Raw genomic sequence first — 18,832 nt, 5'->3', positions numbered from 1 at the left:
AAATTAACATAATATATGCTGATTTGGTTAGGTTTCAAATACTATTCCGAAATTTTCATCAAATAATAAAATACCGTACCTTTTCTCCTGAGATTCGGGAACTGTAAATCCTTTTATTTTTGTTGTTTTACCTTTACCTATTAGATCGGATATTTGTTTTAAAGTTAATTTTTTGCCGAATATTTCAAAAGGTATAGTAAAACTGCAATTTTTAAAATCGGAACAGCCGTAAGCAGATTTTCCTTTGATCAATTTATAAGTTTTGCATTTTGGACAGAATAAATCTTCTACAGATTGTAGGGGTGTGGTTTGCTTTTTAGATTTTTCGTTTATTTCAGTATTTTTTTTCTCTTGTATGGATATTCGTCTGTATTGACTGTTTTTAACTTCTTGGGTCAGGTCGGTTACCATTTCGATAAGTTCCTTTTTAAAAAGATCGGAAGAATATTCCCCTTTTTCAATGAGTCTTAGTTTTTTTTCCCATAGACCTGTAAGCTCCACGCTTTTTAAAATTTCGCTTTGTATTGTGTCGATCAGATCCATTCCCGTTGAGGTGGCATAAATATTTTTTCTTTTTTTCTCGATATACTTTCTGTGTAGTAAAGTTTCAATAATATTTGCTCGAGTAGAAGGGCGTCCAATACCATTATCCTTCATTACTTCCCTCATCTCCTCATCATCTACTTGTTTACCCGCGGTTTCCATGCTTCTTAATAAAGTAGCCTCGGTGAAATATTTAGGAGGTGTAGTTTTTCCTTGATGAATGAATGGATCGTGAGGACCGCTTTCTCCAACTTCAAAAACGGAAATTAAATTTTCCTCTTTTTCATTTTTTTTATCTTTTTCATAGATGATTCTCCATCCCGGTTCCAAAATTTGTTTACCGCTTGCTTTAAAGGGTACTTCACCAACTTTTGAAGTTACCAAAGTATTGGAAATTTTACATTCAGGATAAAATACGGCAATAAATCTTCGGGCAACAAGATCATAAATCTTTTTTTCATCAGTCGAGATACCTTCGGGTAAAATATCGGTAGGTATAATAGCATGATGATCCGTAACTTTAGTGTCATCGAAAACAGCTTTCGATTTTGGAATCGGTTTTTCTAAAAGAGGAGCAATAAGATTTTCATAATATTTCATGCTTGAAAGAATTCCGTAGATCTTAGGATATAAGTCTTCCGAAAGATAAGTGGTGTCAACCCGAGGATAGGTAACGAATTTCTTTTCATAGAGGCTTTGAATGTATTTAAAAGTATTATCAGCAGAATAACCGTACTTTTTATTTGCCTCTACTTGTAGAGAAGTCAAATCAAATAAACGAGGATTCTTTTCTTTTCCCTCTTTCTTCTCGAAAGAAACTATTTCAAAAGGATATTTCTGTAAATATTCTAATCCTTTTTTAGCTCGGTCTTCGCTTTTCAATCGGTCGATATCAGCAATGAATTCCACATTTTTATACATGGTTTTTAATTCCCAGTATTCCTCAACAACAAAAGAATCAATTTCTTTTTGTCGTTGTACTATCATTGCCAACGTTGGCGTTTGAACTCTACCAATTGATAACAAGGTTTTATTTATGGCAAATTTTTTAGTAAAAAGTCGGGTAGCATTTATTCCCAAAAGCCAATCACCGATTGCGCGGGCACTTCCGGCAGCATATAAATTTTCATATTGGGAAGAATCCTTAAGGTTTTCAAATCCCTCTTTTATAGACTGTTCTGTAAGAGATGATATCCATAATCGTTTTACGGGAACTTTACATTTTGCTTTAAGCAATACCCACCGTTGGATCAATTCACCTTCCTGTCCGGCATCCCCGCAATTGATTACCTCTTCACATTCAGCAACGAGGCTTTCTATTACTTTGAATTGTTTTTCCACCCCTTTGTTGGAAATAAGCTTGATCCCAAAATTAGACGGAATGATAGGAAGGTCTTCCAAATACCAATACTTCCAATTCGGATTATAATCATGAGGCTCTTTTAACGTACACAAATGACCAAAAGTCCAGGTAACTTGATAACCGTTTCCCTGGTAAAATCCGTCTTTTCTCTCTTTTGCCCCTACAATTTGAGCAATATCTTTAGCGACGCTTGGTTTTTCAGCTATACATACAATCATTACTGATGGAAGGATTTTTCCTGCAAAATTGCAATTTTTTAAGTATACTAAGTAATTGATCTTTTAAAAAAGGTCGGATTAGCATTTGAATAATTTATGATTTGAAAACAATATTTGATATTAATTATAAAAATTATATTCAAAATTTTTTCCAAAGAACAGTTAAAACCGCATTAAATTTATAGTAAAATAAATAAAAGTTTAAAAGATGTTTTTAGCATTAATAGTTTAAATTTGTGAAATTATGCTTAATCCAGTATCATTTGTAGCATTGAATCATAATCAGAGAATTTTACAAATAAGTCTATATGTTAGAAGTTAAAAATCTATGTTTTTCATACACTAAAGATAAAAAAATAATTGAATCTCTTTCTTTCTCTTTAAAGCAAGGAAATATGCTGGCACTTGTAGGAGAAAGTGGAAGCGGTAAAAGTACCATTTTAAAGTTAGTTTATGGTTTGTTGGAATGGGAGAGTGGAGAAGTTATTTATAGAGGAAAAAAATTAGCAGGATTTAAAGGAAATTTAGTTCCCGGAGAACCTGAATTTAAATATTTGGAACAAGATTTCGGGCTTATGCCCTATGCAACCGTTGGAGAAAATGTGGGTAAATTCCTTTCTAATATAGATTTGAAAGAAAAGCAAAACAGAATTATGTTTTTGCTCGATTTAGTGGGCATGGCGGATTATGTAGATGAAAAACCTATCTCACTAAGCGGAGGACAGAAACAAAGAGTAGCATTGGCGAAAGCCTTAGCTCAAACTCCTTCAGTATTGTTATTAGACGAACCATTTTCTCAAGTCGATACTTTTAAGAAAAATATACTAAAAAGAGCTGTTTTTGATTTTGCTAAAGAAAATAATATTTCCATTATTTTAGCCACCCATGAAATAGAAGACGCTTTGGCATATGCAGATGAAATGATGATTGTTAAAGAAGGTAAAATTATACGACAAGGCAATCCTCATGATATATATCGAAATCCCGAAAATACCTATGTTGCCAATTTATTTGGTGAAAATACCATTTTAAAAAGATCAGATTTTCCGAACCTGTTTGAAGATTTAGTAGAAGATGAAATTCTAATTTATCCACATCAATTTATAATTTCTCAATCGGGTATTCCTGTAAAAGTAATAAGAAGCTATTTTATGGGCAGTCATTATCTCGTGGAAAGTATTTCAAAATTTAAAAGATTTTGGTTTATTAGTGATGAATCATTACCGATTGGCAAAGGGTGTTTTTTACAATTTTATGAATATCAGAAATTATTGGATAATAAATTTAATTAACTAATAGTTAAAAATCTCATTATAGATTTACCAAATAATCGTTATTGCTTAGCCACTTAGTATAGTAGGTTGAATTTCCTATTAATTATACTTTAAAAATAATGATTCTAAAAGCAATATTGTTTTAAATACTCAGTAATAAGGATAAAAAAATAATAAAATGTATGAATTTTGTTACAAAACTATGATATTTTTAGTTGTTGATTTTTTAAGTGCATTTAATAACAGTATATTTGTATAAATCAATTTAATATGAAAAGAATATTATTTACTTCTTCTTTCTCAATTCCGGATGATTATGAGCAGGAATATGAAATTGATTATATTCCTTTTATATATGTAGAAATCTATCCTTATTATGAATTTATTAAGCAAATTCCTTTAGATGTTGATTCGTTTATTGTAACCAGTAAAAATTCTGCAAAAGCGATCAAGGATATAGAATTGGAAGGTAAATTTTTTGTAGTAGGAAAAAGTACCGCAAAAGAATTATACGGACAGAACAGGGATATTGCATTTATAACCAATTATGCTGAAGATTTGTTGGAAAGAATGCTGGAAACAGATATAAAAAAATATGTTTTTTTTAAAGGAAATTTGTCGCTCACCATTTTACCGGACGCTTTACGTAAAAATGGAGTGGAAGTTGTTGGAATAGAATGTTATAAAACCCTTTTAACTCCTCATAAAATAGATAAGCAATATGATGCTATTGTTTTTACAAGTCCTTCTGCAGTAAGATCCTTTAGTTCCATGAATGAGATTCCGCAGGAAACCATTATATTTACAAGCGGTAAAACCACCGCTGAAACGGTTAGTACACTGGGAGAATACAAAATATATTATCCGGAAGATACAACAAAGGAATCCTTACTTGAACTAATAAAAAAGAAAATAAATGATTAAAAATACTTTATTTCTGGATGCTTTAAAAGGTAAACATGTCGAACGTCCACCGGTATGGATGATGCGTCAAGCTGGTAGATTTTTACCTGAATTTAGAGCTTTACGAGATAAGTATGATTTTTTTACCCGTTGTCAAACTCCTGAATTGGCAGCAGAAATAACTCTAATGCCTGTAAAAAGGTTTCCTATAGATGCGGCTATTTTATTTTCAGACATTTTAGTAGTTCCTCAAGCCATGGGATTGAATTTTGAAATGAAGGAATCCGTAGGCCCCTATTTGGAAAATCCCATCACTTCTGAATCTGATATTGATAGATTGCAAAATCCTCCGATTGAAGAAAGTTTAGGATATGTATTGGAAGCTATAACCCTTACTAAAAAACTTCTAGATAATCAAATTCCCTTAATCGGTTTTTCCGGAAGCCCATGGACGATTTTATGCTATGCGGTTGAAGGTAAAGGTTCTAAAACATTTGATAAAGCTAAATCGTTTTGTTTTAAAAATCCAAAACAGGCTCATGTATTATTGCAAAAAATTACAGATTATACCATCCGGTATTTATTTAAAAAAGTTGAATATGGTGTAGATGCCGTACAAATTTTTGATAGTTGGGGAGGCTTGCTTTCTCCTAAAGATTATGATGAATTTTCATGGAATTATATAAATCAAATTATTGAATCTTTAGCGCCCAAAGTTCCGGTTATAGTGTTTGGAAAAGGCTGTTGGTATGCACTACAAACCATGTCCCGATCTAAGGCTTCTGCTTTAGGAGTAGATTGGACTATTACGCCTCAAAAAGCTAGAGAATTTACGGGGGGCGTAATTACATTACAAGGAAATTTTGATCCGGCTAAATTGCTGTCTTCTCCTGAAAAAATATATTCTGAAGCACAACAAATGATCCGTGATTTTGGTGTTCAACGATATATAGCCAATTTAGGTCATGGAATTTTACCAAATGTCCCTTTAGAAAATGCTGAGGCATTTATTAAGGCTATTGTGGAATTTAAAGAATAGCAATAAATCGATGAAATCTGTATATTACTTAAATAATAATTAGTTTTTACATAACTTCATAGTTATATCTTTTAGAAAAAATATACCATCATCGAATAAAGATCAGCGGGATTGCATATATCCTACAACGAAACGTTTTTTTAATTCAAATTGTATAGTTGGTAAATTGTAAATAATTCATACATAGCACTATATGGGCATGATATTTGTAAATTATTTAAATGCCTCTACATCTAAATTATCTGTCTGAGAAGATTTAAAGTTCTCAATTTTTACCCAAAATAACATTTTTAAATTTAATTTTATGAAGAAAATTTTATCAATTTTCGCATTCATTGTGCATGCAATTATTCTTTTTGGACAAGTAGGTATAGGTACAGAAACTCCGGACAGCTCTTCCATTTTAGACATAAAATCATCTAATAAAGGTTTTTTACCTCCTCGAGTAAATATTACTTCTATAAAAGATACCGTTACAATTAAAAAACCTGCAAACGGTTTAATTATTTATGATCCGGATGGATTTACAGAAACAATTAATAACCAAGTTTATACTAGAGAAGCCGGAGTTTATATGTTTAATGGACATGAATGGCAACGCCTTTATTCCAGTAATAACAACAATAGTATTTCGCCTTCAGATGGTAAAAATTTAGTAGGTGTAAAAATAAGCATTAATCAATCGGGGTATGTTCCACTTTCAGGAACTCAATCGTACGGATTATTACTTCAAAATAATTCAGTCGCAGTAAATCCTCAATTTATAAATGGTACTTGGCCCTCACCATCAAGTTCGCCGATAGATATTCTCAGTCCTAAAAATGGAGATTCAGGAACACTACTTTTTGAAAACAAACTGGCTGATCAAGCCAATTTTTTCCGCATTAATTTTGAATATCAAATTTTAAACAGACAACCGATTTCAAATGGTATATTTTATGTCTCAATTGTATCCAATGCTACCGGAGAAACGGTTTATTCAGATGCAATTATTGTTCCCGCAGGAACTAATGTCGGCAGCAGTGTAAAATTTCAAATAGCTTTTCCTACACTTTCCGATTCAAATTCAATTAGTCAAGGATATAAGATTATGTTTCAAGCCGATACAGCTTTACCTATATTACCAAATAATCTTGGGGTTAAAATTATTGATATTTTAAGAATTAATTAATAATAATAGTAACTGTAAAAAAGGGGATAACTTCTAATTTTATTTATGTAAATATTTTTAAAAATTATAATACAACTATTTTATGTATAATGTGTATATTTTTAGATTTATGATATTAAAAAGTTTATAATAGTTAAAAAGTATCCACTATTATCTATAATTATACATACAAAATGGGTAACTAAAATTTAGAATTTTTATTTTCTAAGGTTTGTTTTAAGTATAGTTCCCGTAAGCCTTTTATGGTATGGAAACGATCATAAATATGAATTTTAGTTGTTAAGGGAGCAAATAGATGGCCGAGTCCTCCGGTAGCTATTACAAAAGTGTCTTCCCCTAATTCTTTATTAATCCGATCAATTAATCCTTCAACCATACTTAAAAAACCAAACACCATTCCACTTTGCATAGATTCTTCCGTGGTTTTACCAAGTACGCTTTTAGGAGTGCGCATTTCAATATCTGAAAGTTGTGCAGTTGCTCCAATTAGAGAATTTAAAGAAGTGATGACACCGGCAGCAATAATTACCCCTTTTATATCTCCGGTTTTATCGACACAAGTTAAAGTTAATGCAGTCCCGAAGTCTACGATAATTTTTGTCCCCTTATATTTTTTATAGGCATAATATGCATTGGCATAAAGATCGGTACCCATTTGCGGAGTACTAGACGTTAGCTCTGTAGGGGTATTTCTGGTTACTTGAACCGTTTTTATATTATGAAGACGGGTTAGCGATTTTCTTACTGGATATGTTAAATGGGGTACAACGGAGCCTACTGCTATTTCGGTAATATCATTGGGATTAATCCCATAGTTTTGATAAGTCATTTTAAATTGAGAAAATAGCTCATCTTCACTCTTATAAGGTTTAGTATTCATTACCCATGAATTAATACACTCTTCTTCTTGAAATATTCCAAAACGTATATTGCTATTTCCAATGTTTACTACTAAAAGCATATGTATATTTTATTTAGGATAAATATTGTTTTCTCTATTGATGTCTGCCATTCGATAGGTCGCGTCAATTTCAATAGATTTAATTTTTTCAGGTGATACATTCAGACTAAATTCATATTCCTTTTGTGTCCATTTCCAATAAGGTAGATTTTTCTGATTGATATCAGATTCTTGTTTCTTATAATTATGCATCATATTTAAAGGAATATTATATATTTGTTTAGAACCATCTGAATATGTTACATTAACATCTATCGGCATCGGAAAATTACCCAGATTTTCAAGTGTTACCTTAGTGGTTTTTCCTTCTTTTTCTACGCTTTTAATAGCATAATCAATAGTCCGTGTGGTATAAGTCATATAGTTCCAATACCATTTTAAATCCATGCCTGATATTTTTTGAGCAATATGTATAAAATCCTTGTCGGTAGGATGTTTAAATTTCCATGTTTCAAAGTAATTTTTCATTATTTTGAAAAAAGTTTGTCTACCAACAATATATTCTAATTGTACTAAAAACAACTCGCCTTTAATATAGGCAGCAACACTATAGCCATTATTAGTTAAAAAATGATCAGAAAAAATACCCATTACTTCTTCCTGTCTAGTTTTTATAAATTCTGTGTAAAATTCAACACTATTATAATGAGGGTTTGGATAATTTTTTACATAGTCAGGAAATATTTTAGCCATCATTAAATGTTCTGCATACGAAGTAAACCCTTCATCCATCCAAGCTCTCATACTTTCATTGGAAGCAAGTATATGCTGAAACCAAGAATGAGAGGCTTCATGAAACATCAAATCGGCAAGTCCTTCCAAAGATTTTGCATTTCCCATGATCATAGTACACATCCCATATTCCATGCCACCGTCTCCTCCTTGAATAAAAGAATAGGTTGGATAGGGATAGGCGCCAAAGTTTTCTTTCATAAGAGAAAAGTATTTCTTGATATAAGGTTTAGATTCTTCCCAATAATTGGTTTGCTCAGACTTCTGATAAATCAAATAAACCAAAGGTCCGTTTTTTATGGAGATTGAATCAACTGTATAATCAGGATCGGCAGCCCAGGCAAAATCATGAATATTTTCTGCTTTAAAATGCCAGAATGTTTTATTTTTTTTAACAACCGGTTGAGCATCTGCAAGATATCCTTTAACGTCTTTGGGGTTTTGGAGAACTCCACCGGCTCCAATAATATAATTTTTATCAATTGCTATCGTTACATCATAATTTCCAAAAACTCCTTGAAATTCTCTTGCGATATAATCAAAGGTATGCCATCCTTCATAATCGTATTCTACTACTTTCGGGTACCATTGGGTCATGGTTAAATCAATGCCTTCGGAATTATTTCTTCCGGCTCTTCGAATAACCGGAGGAATCTGTGAGGTCCATTCCATTTCAAAATGAGTGGTGGTATGGGGTAATATAGGTTTTGCCAATTGAACTTTTAAAATAGTTTCTTCAACAGTAAACGTAACCGGTATACCTTCTTGTTTTAAGGATTTAATTTTTTGATACCCTATTTCATTAGATTTCAACGATGAGATTCGTGATTTCCCTTCACCGGTAATCATTCGTTTGTCAGCAGTTTTATTTAGTTCTTGTAATTTCTGATCCATCATTGAATTTGGTTGAAATGCATTCCAATATAAGTGGAAATAGAAAACAGAAAGTGTGTCTTGGGAATTGTTTGTATAAGTAATTTGTTGATGACCCTTATATTGGTAATTTTTAACATCAACATCAATATTCATTTTATAATCTGCCTGTTGTTGATAGTATTTATTTATTTGTGAATTAGAAAGTAATCCTAAGGTTAGGAAACAAATAAAAAATATTTTTTTCATTAAAATTGATTTAACGCAAGTTAAAGATTAATTTTATTAAATAAGCAATAAATTACATTTCAATAATTTTTTAACTTTTGCAGGAATATCCTATCATTTGTGCGTATATTTAAGTTAATGAAATGATTTATAGTAAGAAAATTATATCCTTAAAAGGAATGTTACTAGTAACGATAAAATAACAAGATATAGTATAAATATTTAAAAATCCCCAAATCATATAATTTGAGGAAAATATAAAGTATTGTTTTAATGCAACTAATTAGAGAGTAATAATTTTTACAAATAAGTGATTAATAGAATAATTAAACTTTCTAATACTTAAAATTCTGTTTTCTTACTTGATATTATTTTTGTAGGACCGCCTGAGTTTTTTCTCTTTTTTTATATGTTTTTTTCTTGTATTTATGATAATTCATACATGTTTATTAAACATTGTCTACTATTTTTATAATATAGTTATAAGATCTTCATTATCTTCCAGTAAATAATATGCTAAAAAAATAAGATTTTCTGAATCAGAAGCATTGTCAAAATGTTTAATAGGTTGATTTTTAGGTTCGTAAAATGCATTTCCGGATTTGATGATTTCTGGTTCATGTCCTTCAATTTGGAATAACAAGGTTCCGGATAATACACATCCGATAACCGGACAGGGATGAAGGTGATAATCTGCTTTTCCTTTTGGAGGGATGATGACTTCCTTCATTTCAATTCTTGAAACGGTTTGGCTCTTTAGTACAACAGTCTTTAGATCTTTTCTTGTAACATTACTTTTTAACATGATTATATATTTAAATAAAAAAACACTAACTAATTATGTGCTTATTAAATTAATTTGATCCAAAGGTAGTTGTATATAATTATTTTTTCATTGACTTATGTTAAGAGATTTTAAACGGCTTAATGATTCGGGTTCAATTCCTATATAAGAAGCAATATGATATTGTGGTACCAATTGTTCCACATTTGGATATGTTTGTAGCAATAATTTATATCTTTCATAAGCAGTATTCATTAAAAGAGAAATATCTTTTTGGCATTTTTTAACGAATAAAGTATCTGAAATGTATTTTGCAACTTTAAACCATGCTTTTGATTCATTGAGAAGCAAATCATAATTAGTTTGAGAAAGACATAAAATAGTTGAATTTTCCAATGCTTGTATACTGCCAATGCTTGGTTGTCTTGTTAAGAAACTTCTGTATGAAGTTACTATTGATTCAGGAAAATAGAAGTCAATATTAAATTCTTTTCCATCTTTATCTAAATAAGATCTTAGAACTCCGGTTTTCACAAAACCAATAAAAGAACAAATTTCTCCTTCTTCTATAAGAAAATCTTTTTTAAACAATGTTTTTACTTCCAGCAATTCCGATAATCTGGTATAATATTGAGTTGCTAATTCTAATTTAGTACAAATTAAATCCTTTAAAAACATATGTTGTATTTTTATGTAAATATACCTAAGTAATAAGTAATTTTAGTACAAAAGGAATTTATTAAGTAACTTTCGAATATCAGTCATTTCATTGTACAGTTTAGATATTAGAATATGTGTTTAAGTAATATTACAACTTTACATCGTTTTATAATGAATTTTTAAGTAGGAAACAGATTTATACTATATAAGTATCGGCGATTTCATAGAGTAATTAAAAGTTCAGAACTTTTTAGTTTATAAATAACCATTACAGAAATAATATAATGAATTATAAAAGTTTATGGGCTATATTAATAGTTTTTATACAGTTATGAAATCACCCATGCGATTTTTGTGATGTAAATACTTAAAAAATAAGGATTACATGTTTATATCGTCAAAATCGGAATTAGTATCAGTATTATTTTGTTGGCGATTCTTTTTATTATTACTCCTTTTATCATTACTATTATTGAATCTATAAGTAAAAGATAGGGTAAATTGTCTTGGACGCCATTGCATTTCCGAGTATCTGTAAAAATCGTCTCCGTATGTTTTAAATTTCCTTTTTTTAGAATCAAAAACATCCTGAATATTGAAAAGGAATGTCCCTTGACCTTTTAATATATCTTTGCTGATTCCTAAATCCATTCCGTACATTTCTTTACTTTTATTTTGTCCATTTTTAAAAGGTGCCATATAATTTCCTTGTAATTGAAAATTAAAATTTTCCGGGAGTTTTACTGTCATACTCATACGAGTTCTCCATGTAAACCCTTTTTTATCTAAATTCTCGGTAACTAAGGTGGTACTTCCGGTTATAGTGTTAATTTTTTCATACGAATAATTCCCATAGCTTTCGTATTGAAATAAATTTACATCTCCAAAAATTTTCCACCATTTATAAGGATTTACAGAATAAGACAATTCTCCACCGTATCTATTTTCATGTCCTAAATTGGTAGGCATGGTATTTAAATTTCCGAGAGGGTCTGATGTAGTTATGAATTGTAAAGGATCTTGTGTTCGTTGATAATACAAAGAAGGAGTAATTCCCCAATTACTTTGTTGAAGGTTGTATCCCAATTCAAAAGAATTGATATAGGACGGGTCTAAGTCCGGATTTCCTTGACGAGTATTCCTGTCATCAGAAATGTTTTTATAGGGGATAAGCATTCTGCTGTCCGGACGAAATATCCTTCGGCTGTAACTGATTTGCAATTGGCTTTTTTCCGTTAGATCATAATTTAGGTGCAGAGTAGGAAATAAGTCCGTATAATTTTTAGTAATGGTTGAATTAGCTTGACGAGAAACAACCTTGATAATTGACGTTTCTTCTCTTAATCCTGCTAAAAATGAAAATCCCCCCCATTTATTTCCATATTGTAAATAAGAAGATAAAATGTTTTCTTGATAAACCGTATTGTCTGTTTGATCAGGATTCACTACCCACGAATTATTTTTAAATTCATTTAAAGAAAAATCTGATTTAATTTTAGAATAATCAGCTCTCATTCCGGCTTCTAATTGAGAACCTTCTTTAAAAGGCAATACATAATCAGATTTCAACATTATTTTGGTTTGCGTATTATCATTGGTATTTAAACCGGGAATTCGGTCAAAAATTTTAGAATCGGAATCTTTTAGATTATAAGAGTAGAATCCGTCAACGGTTAGTATATTTCCTTTTTTAAAAAAATTATGCGTAAAATTTAGGTTTCCGTCGATTCCGTAATTATTTCTGTTTTCTCGTTCTTTTCTTTCTGTAAGGCTTTGTATAAGTGAGGGATATAATGTGGTATTATAGTGGGTGGTACTTAAATAATTGCTGGTATTATAATTATATCCTATAGAGGTTGATAATGAGTTTTGTTCGTCAAAAGTAAAATTAAATCCCGTACTTGCATTTAGAGAAGTTCTTTCTCTATTCCTTTTAGAATCTTGTAGGGAATTTTCATCCATAAGGTGGTTCATATCATAACCAATGTAATTTTTTTTCTCTTTACCTTTATTTTTACCATACCTAAAACCGATATTGGTAAACCAGTTCCATTTTTTTTTGCCATATCCTAAATTAATGGATGTACCGTACGATTGTGGAGATCCTCCGGACATTTGAATACTTCCGGTAACACCTTTTTTTCTATTTTTTTTGGTAATTATATTTATAATACCGGCAGTTCCTGAAGATTCATAACGAGCAGAAGCATTGGTAACTACTTCGATTTTTTCGACCATATCAGCCGGTATGGATTTTAAAGCTTCGGCAGTATCATTAATTCCCAACATGGCAGAAGGTTTACCGTCAACTAAAATTTTAACATTGTCATTACCTCGTAAACTGACCGTTCCATCTACATCTACAGTTACCGATGGAACATTTTGCATAACATCTGAAAGAGTTCCTGACTTGGCAGTTAAATCTTGAGATACGTCATATATTTTTTTATCCAACTCAACTTTATATAATGGCTTTTTTCCTTCTACAACAATTCCCTCCAATTCTTTAGCCGTTTGTTCAATCTTTATATTTCCTAAGGAAGTTGATTGAAGAAGTGACTTTTGATCGACATATGAATCAAATCCCGCCTGATCTATCACCAATTCATATTCTCCCGGAGTTACTTTAACAGAAAATTTACCTTTTTCATCAGCCAATCCTCCAAATACTTTAGAAGTATCTTCTAAATTGGTTAAAGTAATGCTGCTGTAGGGGACAGGACGGTTATTATCTGTAATTATGGTTCCTGTTATAACAATGTTTTGTGAAAATATAAAGGTATATAGTACTAAACAAAATGTTGATAGTATGGATTTACTTGAAGTCATTTATTAATTTTATTTTCAGTATAGACAAAGCTAAAACTGAAAGGTTACATCATAAAATAAATAAGAAGAGTTATTTTTTAGTGTTACTTTTTCTTTCGGAAGTTATTATTTTCGATTAATTCAAAAGGATTTTCTGTTTTAGTTTTTATAAAGCTTTTACCAAAGATAATAATACCAAATACGATAAGGGCAATACCTACAATTTTTTTTATTTTATAGGCAAGTTGATCGGTCAACTGGTGCTTAAACTTAGAAGCTAAAAATATTTTTAACATATCAACAGACACCATAGTAATTAATAAAATGGTTATGTATAAATAAAAATCGGAAGGTTTTGAATATTGTGCGGATATTAATACTACTGTTGTCAGCCAAAATACGATAACACCAATATTAACCAAATTAAGTAAAAAACCATTCATATAGGTTTTAAAATAATTGGTAGTCGCAATATTAGCATCTGTTTTAATATGCAAATTACCTTTTGAAAGAATATTGTATAATCCGTAAATAAAAATTACAAAACCGGCAATCATGTATACCGACGGATGTGTGTCTATAAACTTTAGTAAACCTTTACTACCTGTATGCGAAACATAAATACAAAGTATATCTGCAGAGATTACACCCGCTTCAAGAGCTATGGAAGGCTTTATACCTTTAGTAAGACTGGTTTCAATCAGAAGAAAAAATACGGGACCTATTAAAACAAGACTGAGAATTAGCCCAAGTAAAATTGCAGATGTGATTAGAGAAATCATTAAATTATTATAATAATTTGCAAGGTACGTAATTTTGTGTTAACATAATGTGACAGATATTAGTTAGATGAGATTATTTTATGGATTGTTTATCATGTTTATTTGAGTGCAATCCCTAATTTTTATCTCAAATACGAAAAAAATAAAAAAAATGCTCTTTATAATAATAAAGTTTATCAACTTATTTTTAATGTAAAATAAAGAGTGAATTAACTTTTTTATTATTTATTTATCAAAATTCACCGTATCTTTTTTTCTGGTATCTCGATTTATATTTTCCGTTTTATTAGAACCATGGTTTTCGTTCGATGAATTATTATAATACCCTCCGTTCTCATCTGAAGAATAACTTCCGTCGTAAGCACCGTATGAAGCCAAATCATCACAACTAAAATTGTCATTCATAGTTTCCGGTCTGGCAAATTTATCTTTTTGGGTTATTTCCAATTTAGGATCAGCATATATTTTTTGCATAAAATAGGCCCAAATAGGTAAAGCCATACTTGCTCCTTGACCAATGGAAGTTGATTCAAAATGCGCATATCTGTCTTCCCATCCAACCCATATGCCGGTAGCTAATTTAGGAGCAATTCCTATAAACCATCCATCGGCATTTTTATTGGTCGTTCCTGTTTTACCTGCAATTTCAGCATCAATGCCCATACTCCTGACTCTTCGGCCTGTACCTTGGTCAATTACCCCTTTCATTAATTCAATCATAGTGTAAGCGTATATTTCATTCATAACTTCTCTTACCTGTGGTTGATATTCCTTGATTACTTTATTGTTGCTGTCTTCAATACGCCAAACCATCTCAGGTTTAGTGTAATTTCCAAAATTTGCAAAAGTGCTATAGGCTCCAACCATTTCATAAATGGTTAAGTCTGCAGATCCTAAGGCAATAGTATTGTTTCTGGGGATAGGACTTTCAACTCCTAAATCTCTGGCCATTTTTATAACTGCATCATATCCGGTAGCATCAATTAACCTTGCTGTTACCGCATTTTTGGAATAGGCAAGTGCTGTTTTTAAAGGCATAGAAGCGCCGTTACCGGCAACAGTCCATTTACCTTTGGTATAAGTTGCATTTGAAACTTGTGTACAAGGGGTGTAATTAAGGTTTTTAATGGCTGTGGCATATACAAAAGGTTTGAACGTGGATCCAACCTGTCTACGTGCTTGTTTAACATGGTCGTATTGAAAATGTTTCCAATTGATTCCTCCAACCCATGCTTTTATATTTCCCGAATGAGGCTCCATTGCCATTAGCCCTGCTTGTATAATATGTTTATGATATCTTATAGAATCCCAAGGAGATAGTAAAGTATCTTTATCGCCTTTCCATGTGAAGATTTGTAAGTTGATTGGTTTTTTAAATTCCGCAACAATTTCCTCATCAGATAATCCCTTATTTTTCAGGTTTTTATACCTTCCGGTTCTTTTCATGGCATCTGTCATGAGTTTATTGTATAAAAAATCAATTTTGGGATCTCCCGGATAAGTGTAAAAAGGAGCATATTTCCTTTGTTTTTGCTCTCTGAAAAAAGATTTTTGTAGATTTTTTAAATGCTTTTCAATTGCTTCTTCAGCATATTTTTGCATTCTAGAATCTAGAGTTACATATATTTTTAGTCCGTCTTTATAAAGATTATATTTTTTTCCTGTTTGGTTTTCATAATCATTTAAAACAGCATTAACTTCTTTTTTTAATGCATGTTTAAAATAAGCGGAATATCCTTCGCCAATTTCTTTTACCGGTCTGTAGTTAAGCTCAATAGGAGTTTCTTTAATCGAATTGAATTCTGCTTCAGTAATGTAACCTTGGTCCTTCATCAAGCCTAAAACAACATTTCTTCTTTTTTTAGCATTTTCAGGATTAATTTTAGGATTGTTTACCACCGGATTTTCTAACATAGCTACCAATGTGGCACTTTGTGATAGATCCAAATCTTTAACATTTTTGTTAAAATATACCTTGGATGCGGTTGCAATACCATTAGCATTAAATAAAAAATCGAATTTATTTAAATAAAGAGTTAAGATTTCATCTTTAGTATATAATTTTTCGAGTTGAACCGCGATTATAATTTCCTTTATTTTTTGGAAAGCTCGTTGAAATTTATTTTGCGATACCCCTTTGTAAGAAAAGTTACCCTCGTCATCATCTTTTTGCGTAAAAAGAAGTTTAGCTAACTGTTGGGTTATAGTACTACCACCCCCTCTTTTTCCACCATAAAAAACAGCCCTGAATAAAGCTTTTTTATCAACCCCTGAATGGTAAGGAAAACGTTCGTCTTCTTTAGACATTAAAGCATAAATAAGGTAGGGAGGTAAATCTTGATATTCTACCGGGATTCTTTTTTCTTTTTCAAACTTTTGAATTACAACACCATCTGCAGATATAATTTCAGAGGCAACAAATATATCCGGATTTTCCAAATCTCTAACATTGGGCATTTCTCCAAAAAAGCCATAAATTGTTAATAAAAAAAGTAAAGCAAATGATAAAATTCCGGCAAAAAATAATCCCCAAAACCATATAAAAAATTTTCTTATAAATTTTTTAGTGGAATTAGATTTATTTATTTTATTTATAGTATTGGTCTTATTCTTATTTTTATTTGTTAATGCCATAATATATATTCTATGGTAAGTTTATTCAATAGTTACTCCAAAGTCTACAATGCCTTTTAAAGTGTCTTTCCTCATTCCTTGAACAACGGAAAGAGTATAGTCCCCGTTTTTAGTAAATGAGAAATCTTTTTTATATTGAAAATAAATTTCTTTAATGGATCCCATGCCCGAACCAAGCCATTTTCCTGTTTTATCAGCTAATATATAATTTAACGTATCGGTACTAATAACTTTTTTTCCTTCTTTTAATTTAATAAATAAATAGAGATTACTAAACTGATAATCCTCATTATTCCTTACTATAAAGTTTATATTTTTTTTGTCGGAAGCATTTTTAATGGTAAAATTAAAATTTAAAGTATCTTTTTTACTCCAAGAATTATTGATGCTTTTCATTTGTGAGTATTCATACTTATGATTACAATTTATGAAAAGAAGCATTGAGCAAAGAGATATAAAAAGAAATTTTTTCATTTAAAATTGTTCTAAAAAATTATTTAGGTTTTTTAGGAGTTCTTTTTTTGGGTTGATTAGAATTTGATTGAACGTTAGTATTAGTTTTAGCTTTTGGTTTAGGCTTTTCAGTTGTATTTTTTGAATTGGTTCGCTGTTGATTTTTATTTTTGGATTTCCGTTTAGTATTTGATTTCGATTTTTTTTCAAATCGATTCAAATTATTTTCTTCAATTAAATCAACTTTTAAATCTTCTTTTTCCTGAAGTTCATCTAATGGTTTAATAGTTACACCTTTTTTATTAAGTTCAACTAATTTTTTAACCTCATAAATATTTACAGGATACCAAGAAATAGAATTATCAGTATATGTAAACCACATTTGATTTCTAAATACATCCACTTTAATGCAATATGCTTTTCCCTTTTCAGTTTCTAATACAGTTTGGCTGGAAGGAAAATCAGCTAAGGCATCCACATAGGTGTCTAACTCAAAATTAAGACAACATTTCAATTTGCCACATTGTCCGGCTAATTTTTGCGGATTGATGGATAATTGTTGATATCTTGCCGCCGCAGTATTAACTGATCTGAAATCTGTCAGCCAAGTAGAGCAACATAACTCTCGCCCACAGGATCCAATTCCTCCCACTTTGGCACTTTCCTGCCTGTAACCAATTTGCCGCATATCAATTTTTGAGCGAAAGGACATAGCATATTCCTTTATCAACTGTCTAAAATCTACTCTGCCTTCTGCCGTATAATATAAGGTAACTTTTGACCCATCCCCTTGGAATTCTACATCACAAATTTTCATTTGAAGTCCCAAACTCCTGGCAATTTGTCTCGCATCAAGCATAACCGAGTGCTCTTTGTTTTTATAGTTTTGCCAAATTTCAATATCTTTTTGAGATGCTTTCCTATAAACTTTAAACAATTCATCAATTTTAGCCTTTTTTTTCCTCATTTGGATTTTGACTAATTCTCCGGTTAAAGATACAATCCCTACATCATGTCCTGAATTAGCTTCCACAGCAACTATGTCGCCAATTGATAGGGGTAAATGAGAATCATTTAGGTAAAAATCTTTTCTATCGTCTTTAAATCGTACTTCAATATATTGGGGTTGATTTTTTTGAGTAGGGGGGTGTATGTCGGATAACCAATTGAATACAGAAAGTTTACTGTTGCAATTTCCAGTTCCACAAGCTCCATTATTTTTACATCCTTTAGGTAGTTCTCCCGAACTACAAGAACTGCATGTTTCCATATTTTGATATTAATCTAATTCACAAAGATAGATATTTTTAAAGTTATAAGTCTTAAAAATATTTTTTACAATTACCTTTCTTGAGAAAGGTATCTAGTCGTTATATTCCATTATTTAATATAAAAGGCTTACTTTT

14 protein-coding genes are annotated in these 18,832 nt (G+C 30.8%); 4 read left to right on the top strand and 10 right to left on the bottom strand.

The window, feature by feature from the left end:
* Window positions 1-27 precede the first annotated feature (27 nt).
* Entirely contained in the window at window positions 28-2,124 is a 2,097-nt protein-coding gene (locus tag GYM73_RS08650; RefSeq protein WP_220233585.1) for a type IA DNA topoisomerase, read from the bottom strand.
* A gap of 308 nt (window positions 2,125-2,432) precedes the next feature.
* Between GYM73_RS08650 and GYM73_RS08645 the strand changes: the two genes are divergently transcribed.
* The 4 genes from GYM73_RS08645 (at window position 2,433) to GYM73_RS08630 (ending at window position 6,511) form a co-directional block, all read left to right on the top strand.
* Window positions 2,433-3,416 (top strand): ABC transporter ATP-binding protein, encoded by a 984-nt coding sequence (locus GYM73_RS08645; protein WP_160541682.1) that lies wholly within the window; start codon window positions 2,433-2,435, stop codon window positions 3,414-3,416.
* A gap of 252 nt (window positions 3,417-3,668) precedes the next feature.
* On the top strand, window positions 3,669-4,322 hold the full coding sequence (locus GYM73_RS08640) for a uroporphyrinogen-III synthase (RefSeq protein WP_160541683.1): 654 nt from the start codon (window positions 3,669-3,671) through the stop codon (window positions 4,320-4,322).
* On the top strand, window positions 4,315-5,340 hold the full coding sequence (hemE, locus tag GYM73_RS08635) for a uroporphyrinogen decarboxylase (protein ID WP_220233584.1): 1,026 nt from the start codon (window positions 4,315-4,317) through the stop codon (window positions 5,338-5,340). Before GYM73_RS08640 ends, hemE begins: the two co-directional genes overlap by 8 nt.
* A gap of 304 nt (window positions 5,341-5,644) precedes the next feature.
* Window positions 5,645-6,511 carry a hypothetical protein gene (locus GYM73_RS08630; RefSeq protein WP_220233583.1) on the top strand — a complete coding sequence of 289 codons (867 nt, stop codon included), beginning with the start codon at window positions 5,645-5,647 and terminating at the stop codon, window positions 6,509-6,511.
* Between the two features lie 181 nt (window positions 6,512-6,692).
* On the opposite strand, the gene GYM73_RS08625 is transcribed toward GYM73_RS08630, so the two are convergent.
* The 9 genes from GYM73_RS08625 to GYM73_RS08585 all read right to left on the bottom strand — a co-directional run bounded on the left by GYM73_RS08625 (window position 6,693) and on the right by GYM73_RS08585 (window position 18,696).
* On the bottom strand, window positions 6,693-7,472 hold the full coding sequence (locus GYM73_RS08625; protein ID WP_160541686.1) for a type III pantothenate kinase: 780 nt from the start codon (window positions 7,470-7,472) through the stop codon (window positions 6,693-6,695).
* A 9-nt stretch (window positions 7,473-7,481) separates the two neighbouring features.
* Window positions 7,482-9,326, bottom strand: coding sequence for a M1 family metallopeptidase (locus GYM73_RS08620; RefSeq protein WP_220233582.1), 1,845 nt, complete (start codon window positions 9,324-9,326; stop codon window positions 7,482-7,484).
* 448 nt (window positions 9,327-9,774) lie between these two features.
* Window positions 9,775-10,110, bottom strand: coding sequence for a cupin domain-containing protein (locus tag GYM73_RS08615; protein WP_220233581.1), 336 nt, complete (start codon window positions 10,108-10,110; stop codon window positions 9,775-9,777).
* 87 nt (window positions 10,111-10,197) lie between these two features.
* The gene (locus GYM73_RS08610; RefSeq protein WP_166005746.1) at window positions 10,198-10,767 is read right to left on the bottom strand and encodes a Crp/Fnr family transcriptional regulator; all 570 of its coding nucleotides are present in this window, start codon (window positions 10,765-10,767) and stop codon (window positions 10,198-10,200) included.
* A gap of 363 nt (window positions 10,768-11,130) precedes the next feature.
* The gene (locus tag GYM73_RS08605) at window positions 11,131-13,578 is read right to left on the bottom strand and encodes a TonB-dependent receptor domain-containing protein (protein ID WP_220233580.1); all 2,448 of its coding nucleotides are present in this window, start codon (window positions 13,576-13,578) and stop codon (window positions 11,131-11,133) included.
* Window positions 13,579-13,661: 83 nt separating this feature from the next.
* On the bottom strand, window positions 13,662-14,339 hold the full coding sequence (locus GYM73_RS08600; RefSeq protein ID WP_105296795.1) for a LysE family translocator: 678 nt from the start codon (window positions 14,337-14,339) through the stop codon (window positions 13,662-13,664).
* A gap of 225 nt (window positions 14,340-14,564) precedes the next feature.
* Window positions 14,565-16,973, bottom strand: a complete 2,409-nt coding sequence (locus GYM73_RS08595) for a penicillin-binding protein 1A (RefSeq protein ID WP_220233579.1) — start codon at window positions 16,971-16,973, stop codon at window positions 14,565-14,567.
* 21 nt (window positions 16,974-16,994) lie between these two features.
* The gene (locus GYM73_RS08590; protein WP_160541692.1) at window positions 16,995-17,447 is read right to left on the bottom strand and encodes a gliding motility lipoprotein GldH; all 453 of its coding nucleotides are present in this window, start codon (window positions 17,445-17,447) and stop codon (window positions 16,995-16,997) included.
* A gap of 19 nt (window positions 17,448-17,466) precedes the next feature.
* Window positions 17,467-18,696, bottom strand: a complete 1,230-nt coding sequence (locus GYM73_RS08585) for a regulatory iron-sulfur-containing complex subunit RicT (RefSeq protein ID WP_160541693.1) — start codon at window positions 18,694-18,696, stop codon at window positions 17,467-17,469.
* Window positions 18,697-18,832 lie beyond the last annotated feature (136 nt).

Origin of the sequence: Apibacter sp. ESL0432 (assembly GCF_019469225.1) — a bacterium.
GTDB lineage: Bacteria > Bacteroidota > Bacteroidia > Flavobacteriales > Weeksellaceae > Apibacter.
This window is presented reverse-complemented; position numbering and strand designations above follow the sequence as displayed.

Bases quoted from the DNA above. Each gene is read 5' to 3' on its own strand.
- GYM73_RS08610 (WP_166005746.1), bottom strand. From the start codon at position 10,767: ATGTTTTTAAAGGATTTAATTTGTACTAAATTAGAATTAGCAACTCAA.
- GYM73_RS08630 (WP_220233583.1), top strand. From the start codon at position 5,645: ATGAAGAAAATTTTATCAATTTTCGCATTCATTGTGCATGCAATTATT.
- hemE (WP_220233584.1), top strand. From the start codon at position 4,315: ATGATTAAAAATACTTTATTTCTGGATGCTTTAAAAGGTAAACATGTC.
- GYM73_RS08600 (WP_105296795.1), bottom strand. From the start codon at position 14,339: ATGATTTCTCTAATCACATCTGCAATTTTACTTGGGCTAATTCTCAGT.
- GYM73_RS08645 (WP_160541682.1), top strand. From the start codon at position 2,433: ATGTTAGAAGTTAAAAATCTATGTTTTTCATACACTAAAGATAAAAAA.
- GYM73_RS08585 (WP_160541693.1), bottom strand. From the start codon at position 18,696: ATGGAAACATGCAGTTCTTGTAGTTCGGGAGAACTACCTAAAGGATGT.
- GYM73_RS08605 (WP_220233580.1), bottom strand. From the start codon at position 13,578: ATGACTTCAAGTAAATCCATACTATCAACATTTTGTTTAGTACTATAT.
- GYM73_RS08590 (WP_160541692.1), bottom strand. From the start codon at position 17,447: ATGAAAAAATTTCTTTTTATATCTCTTTGCTCAATGCTTCTTTTCATA.
- GYM73_RS08650 (WP_220233585.1), bottom strand. From the start codon at position 2,124: ATGATTGTATGTATAGCTGAAAAACCAAGCGTCGCTAAAGATATTGCT.
- GYM73_RS08625 (WP_160541686.1), bottom strand. From the start codon at position 7,472: ATGCTTTTAGTAGTAAACATTGGAAATAGCAATATACGTTTTGGAATA.
- GYM73_RS08595 (WP_220233579.1), bottom strand. From the start codon at position 16,973: ATGGCATTAACAAATAAAAATAAGAATAAGACCAATACTATAAATAAA.
- GYM73_RS08615 (WP_220233581.1), bottom strand. From the start codon at position 10,110: ATGTTAAAAAGTAATGTTACAAGAAAAGATCTAAAGACTGTTGTACTA.
- GYM73_RS08640 (WP_160541683.1), top strand. From the start codon at position 3,669: ATGAAAAGAATATTATTTACTTCTTCTTTCTCAATTCCGGATGATTAT.
- GYM73_RS08620 (WP_220233582.1), bottom strand. From the start codon at position 9,326: ATGAAAAAAATATTTTTTATTTGTTTCCTAACCTTAGGATTACTTTCT.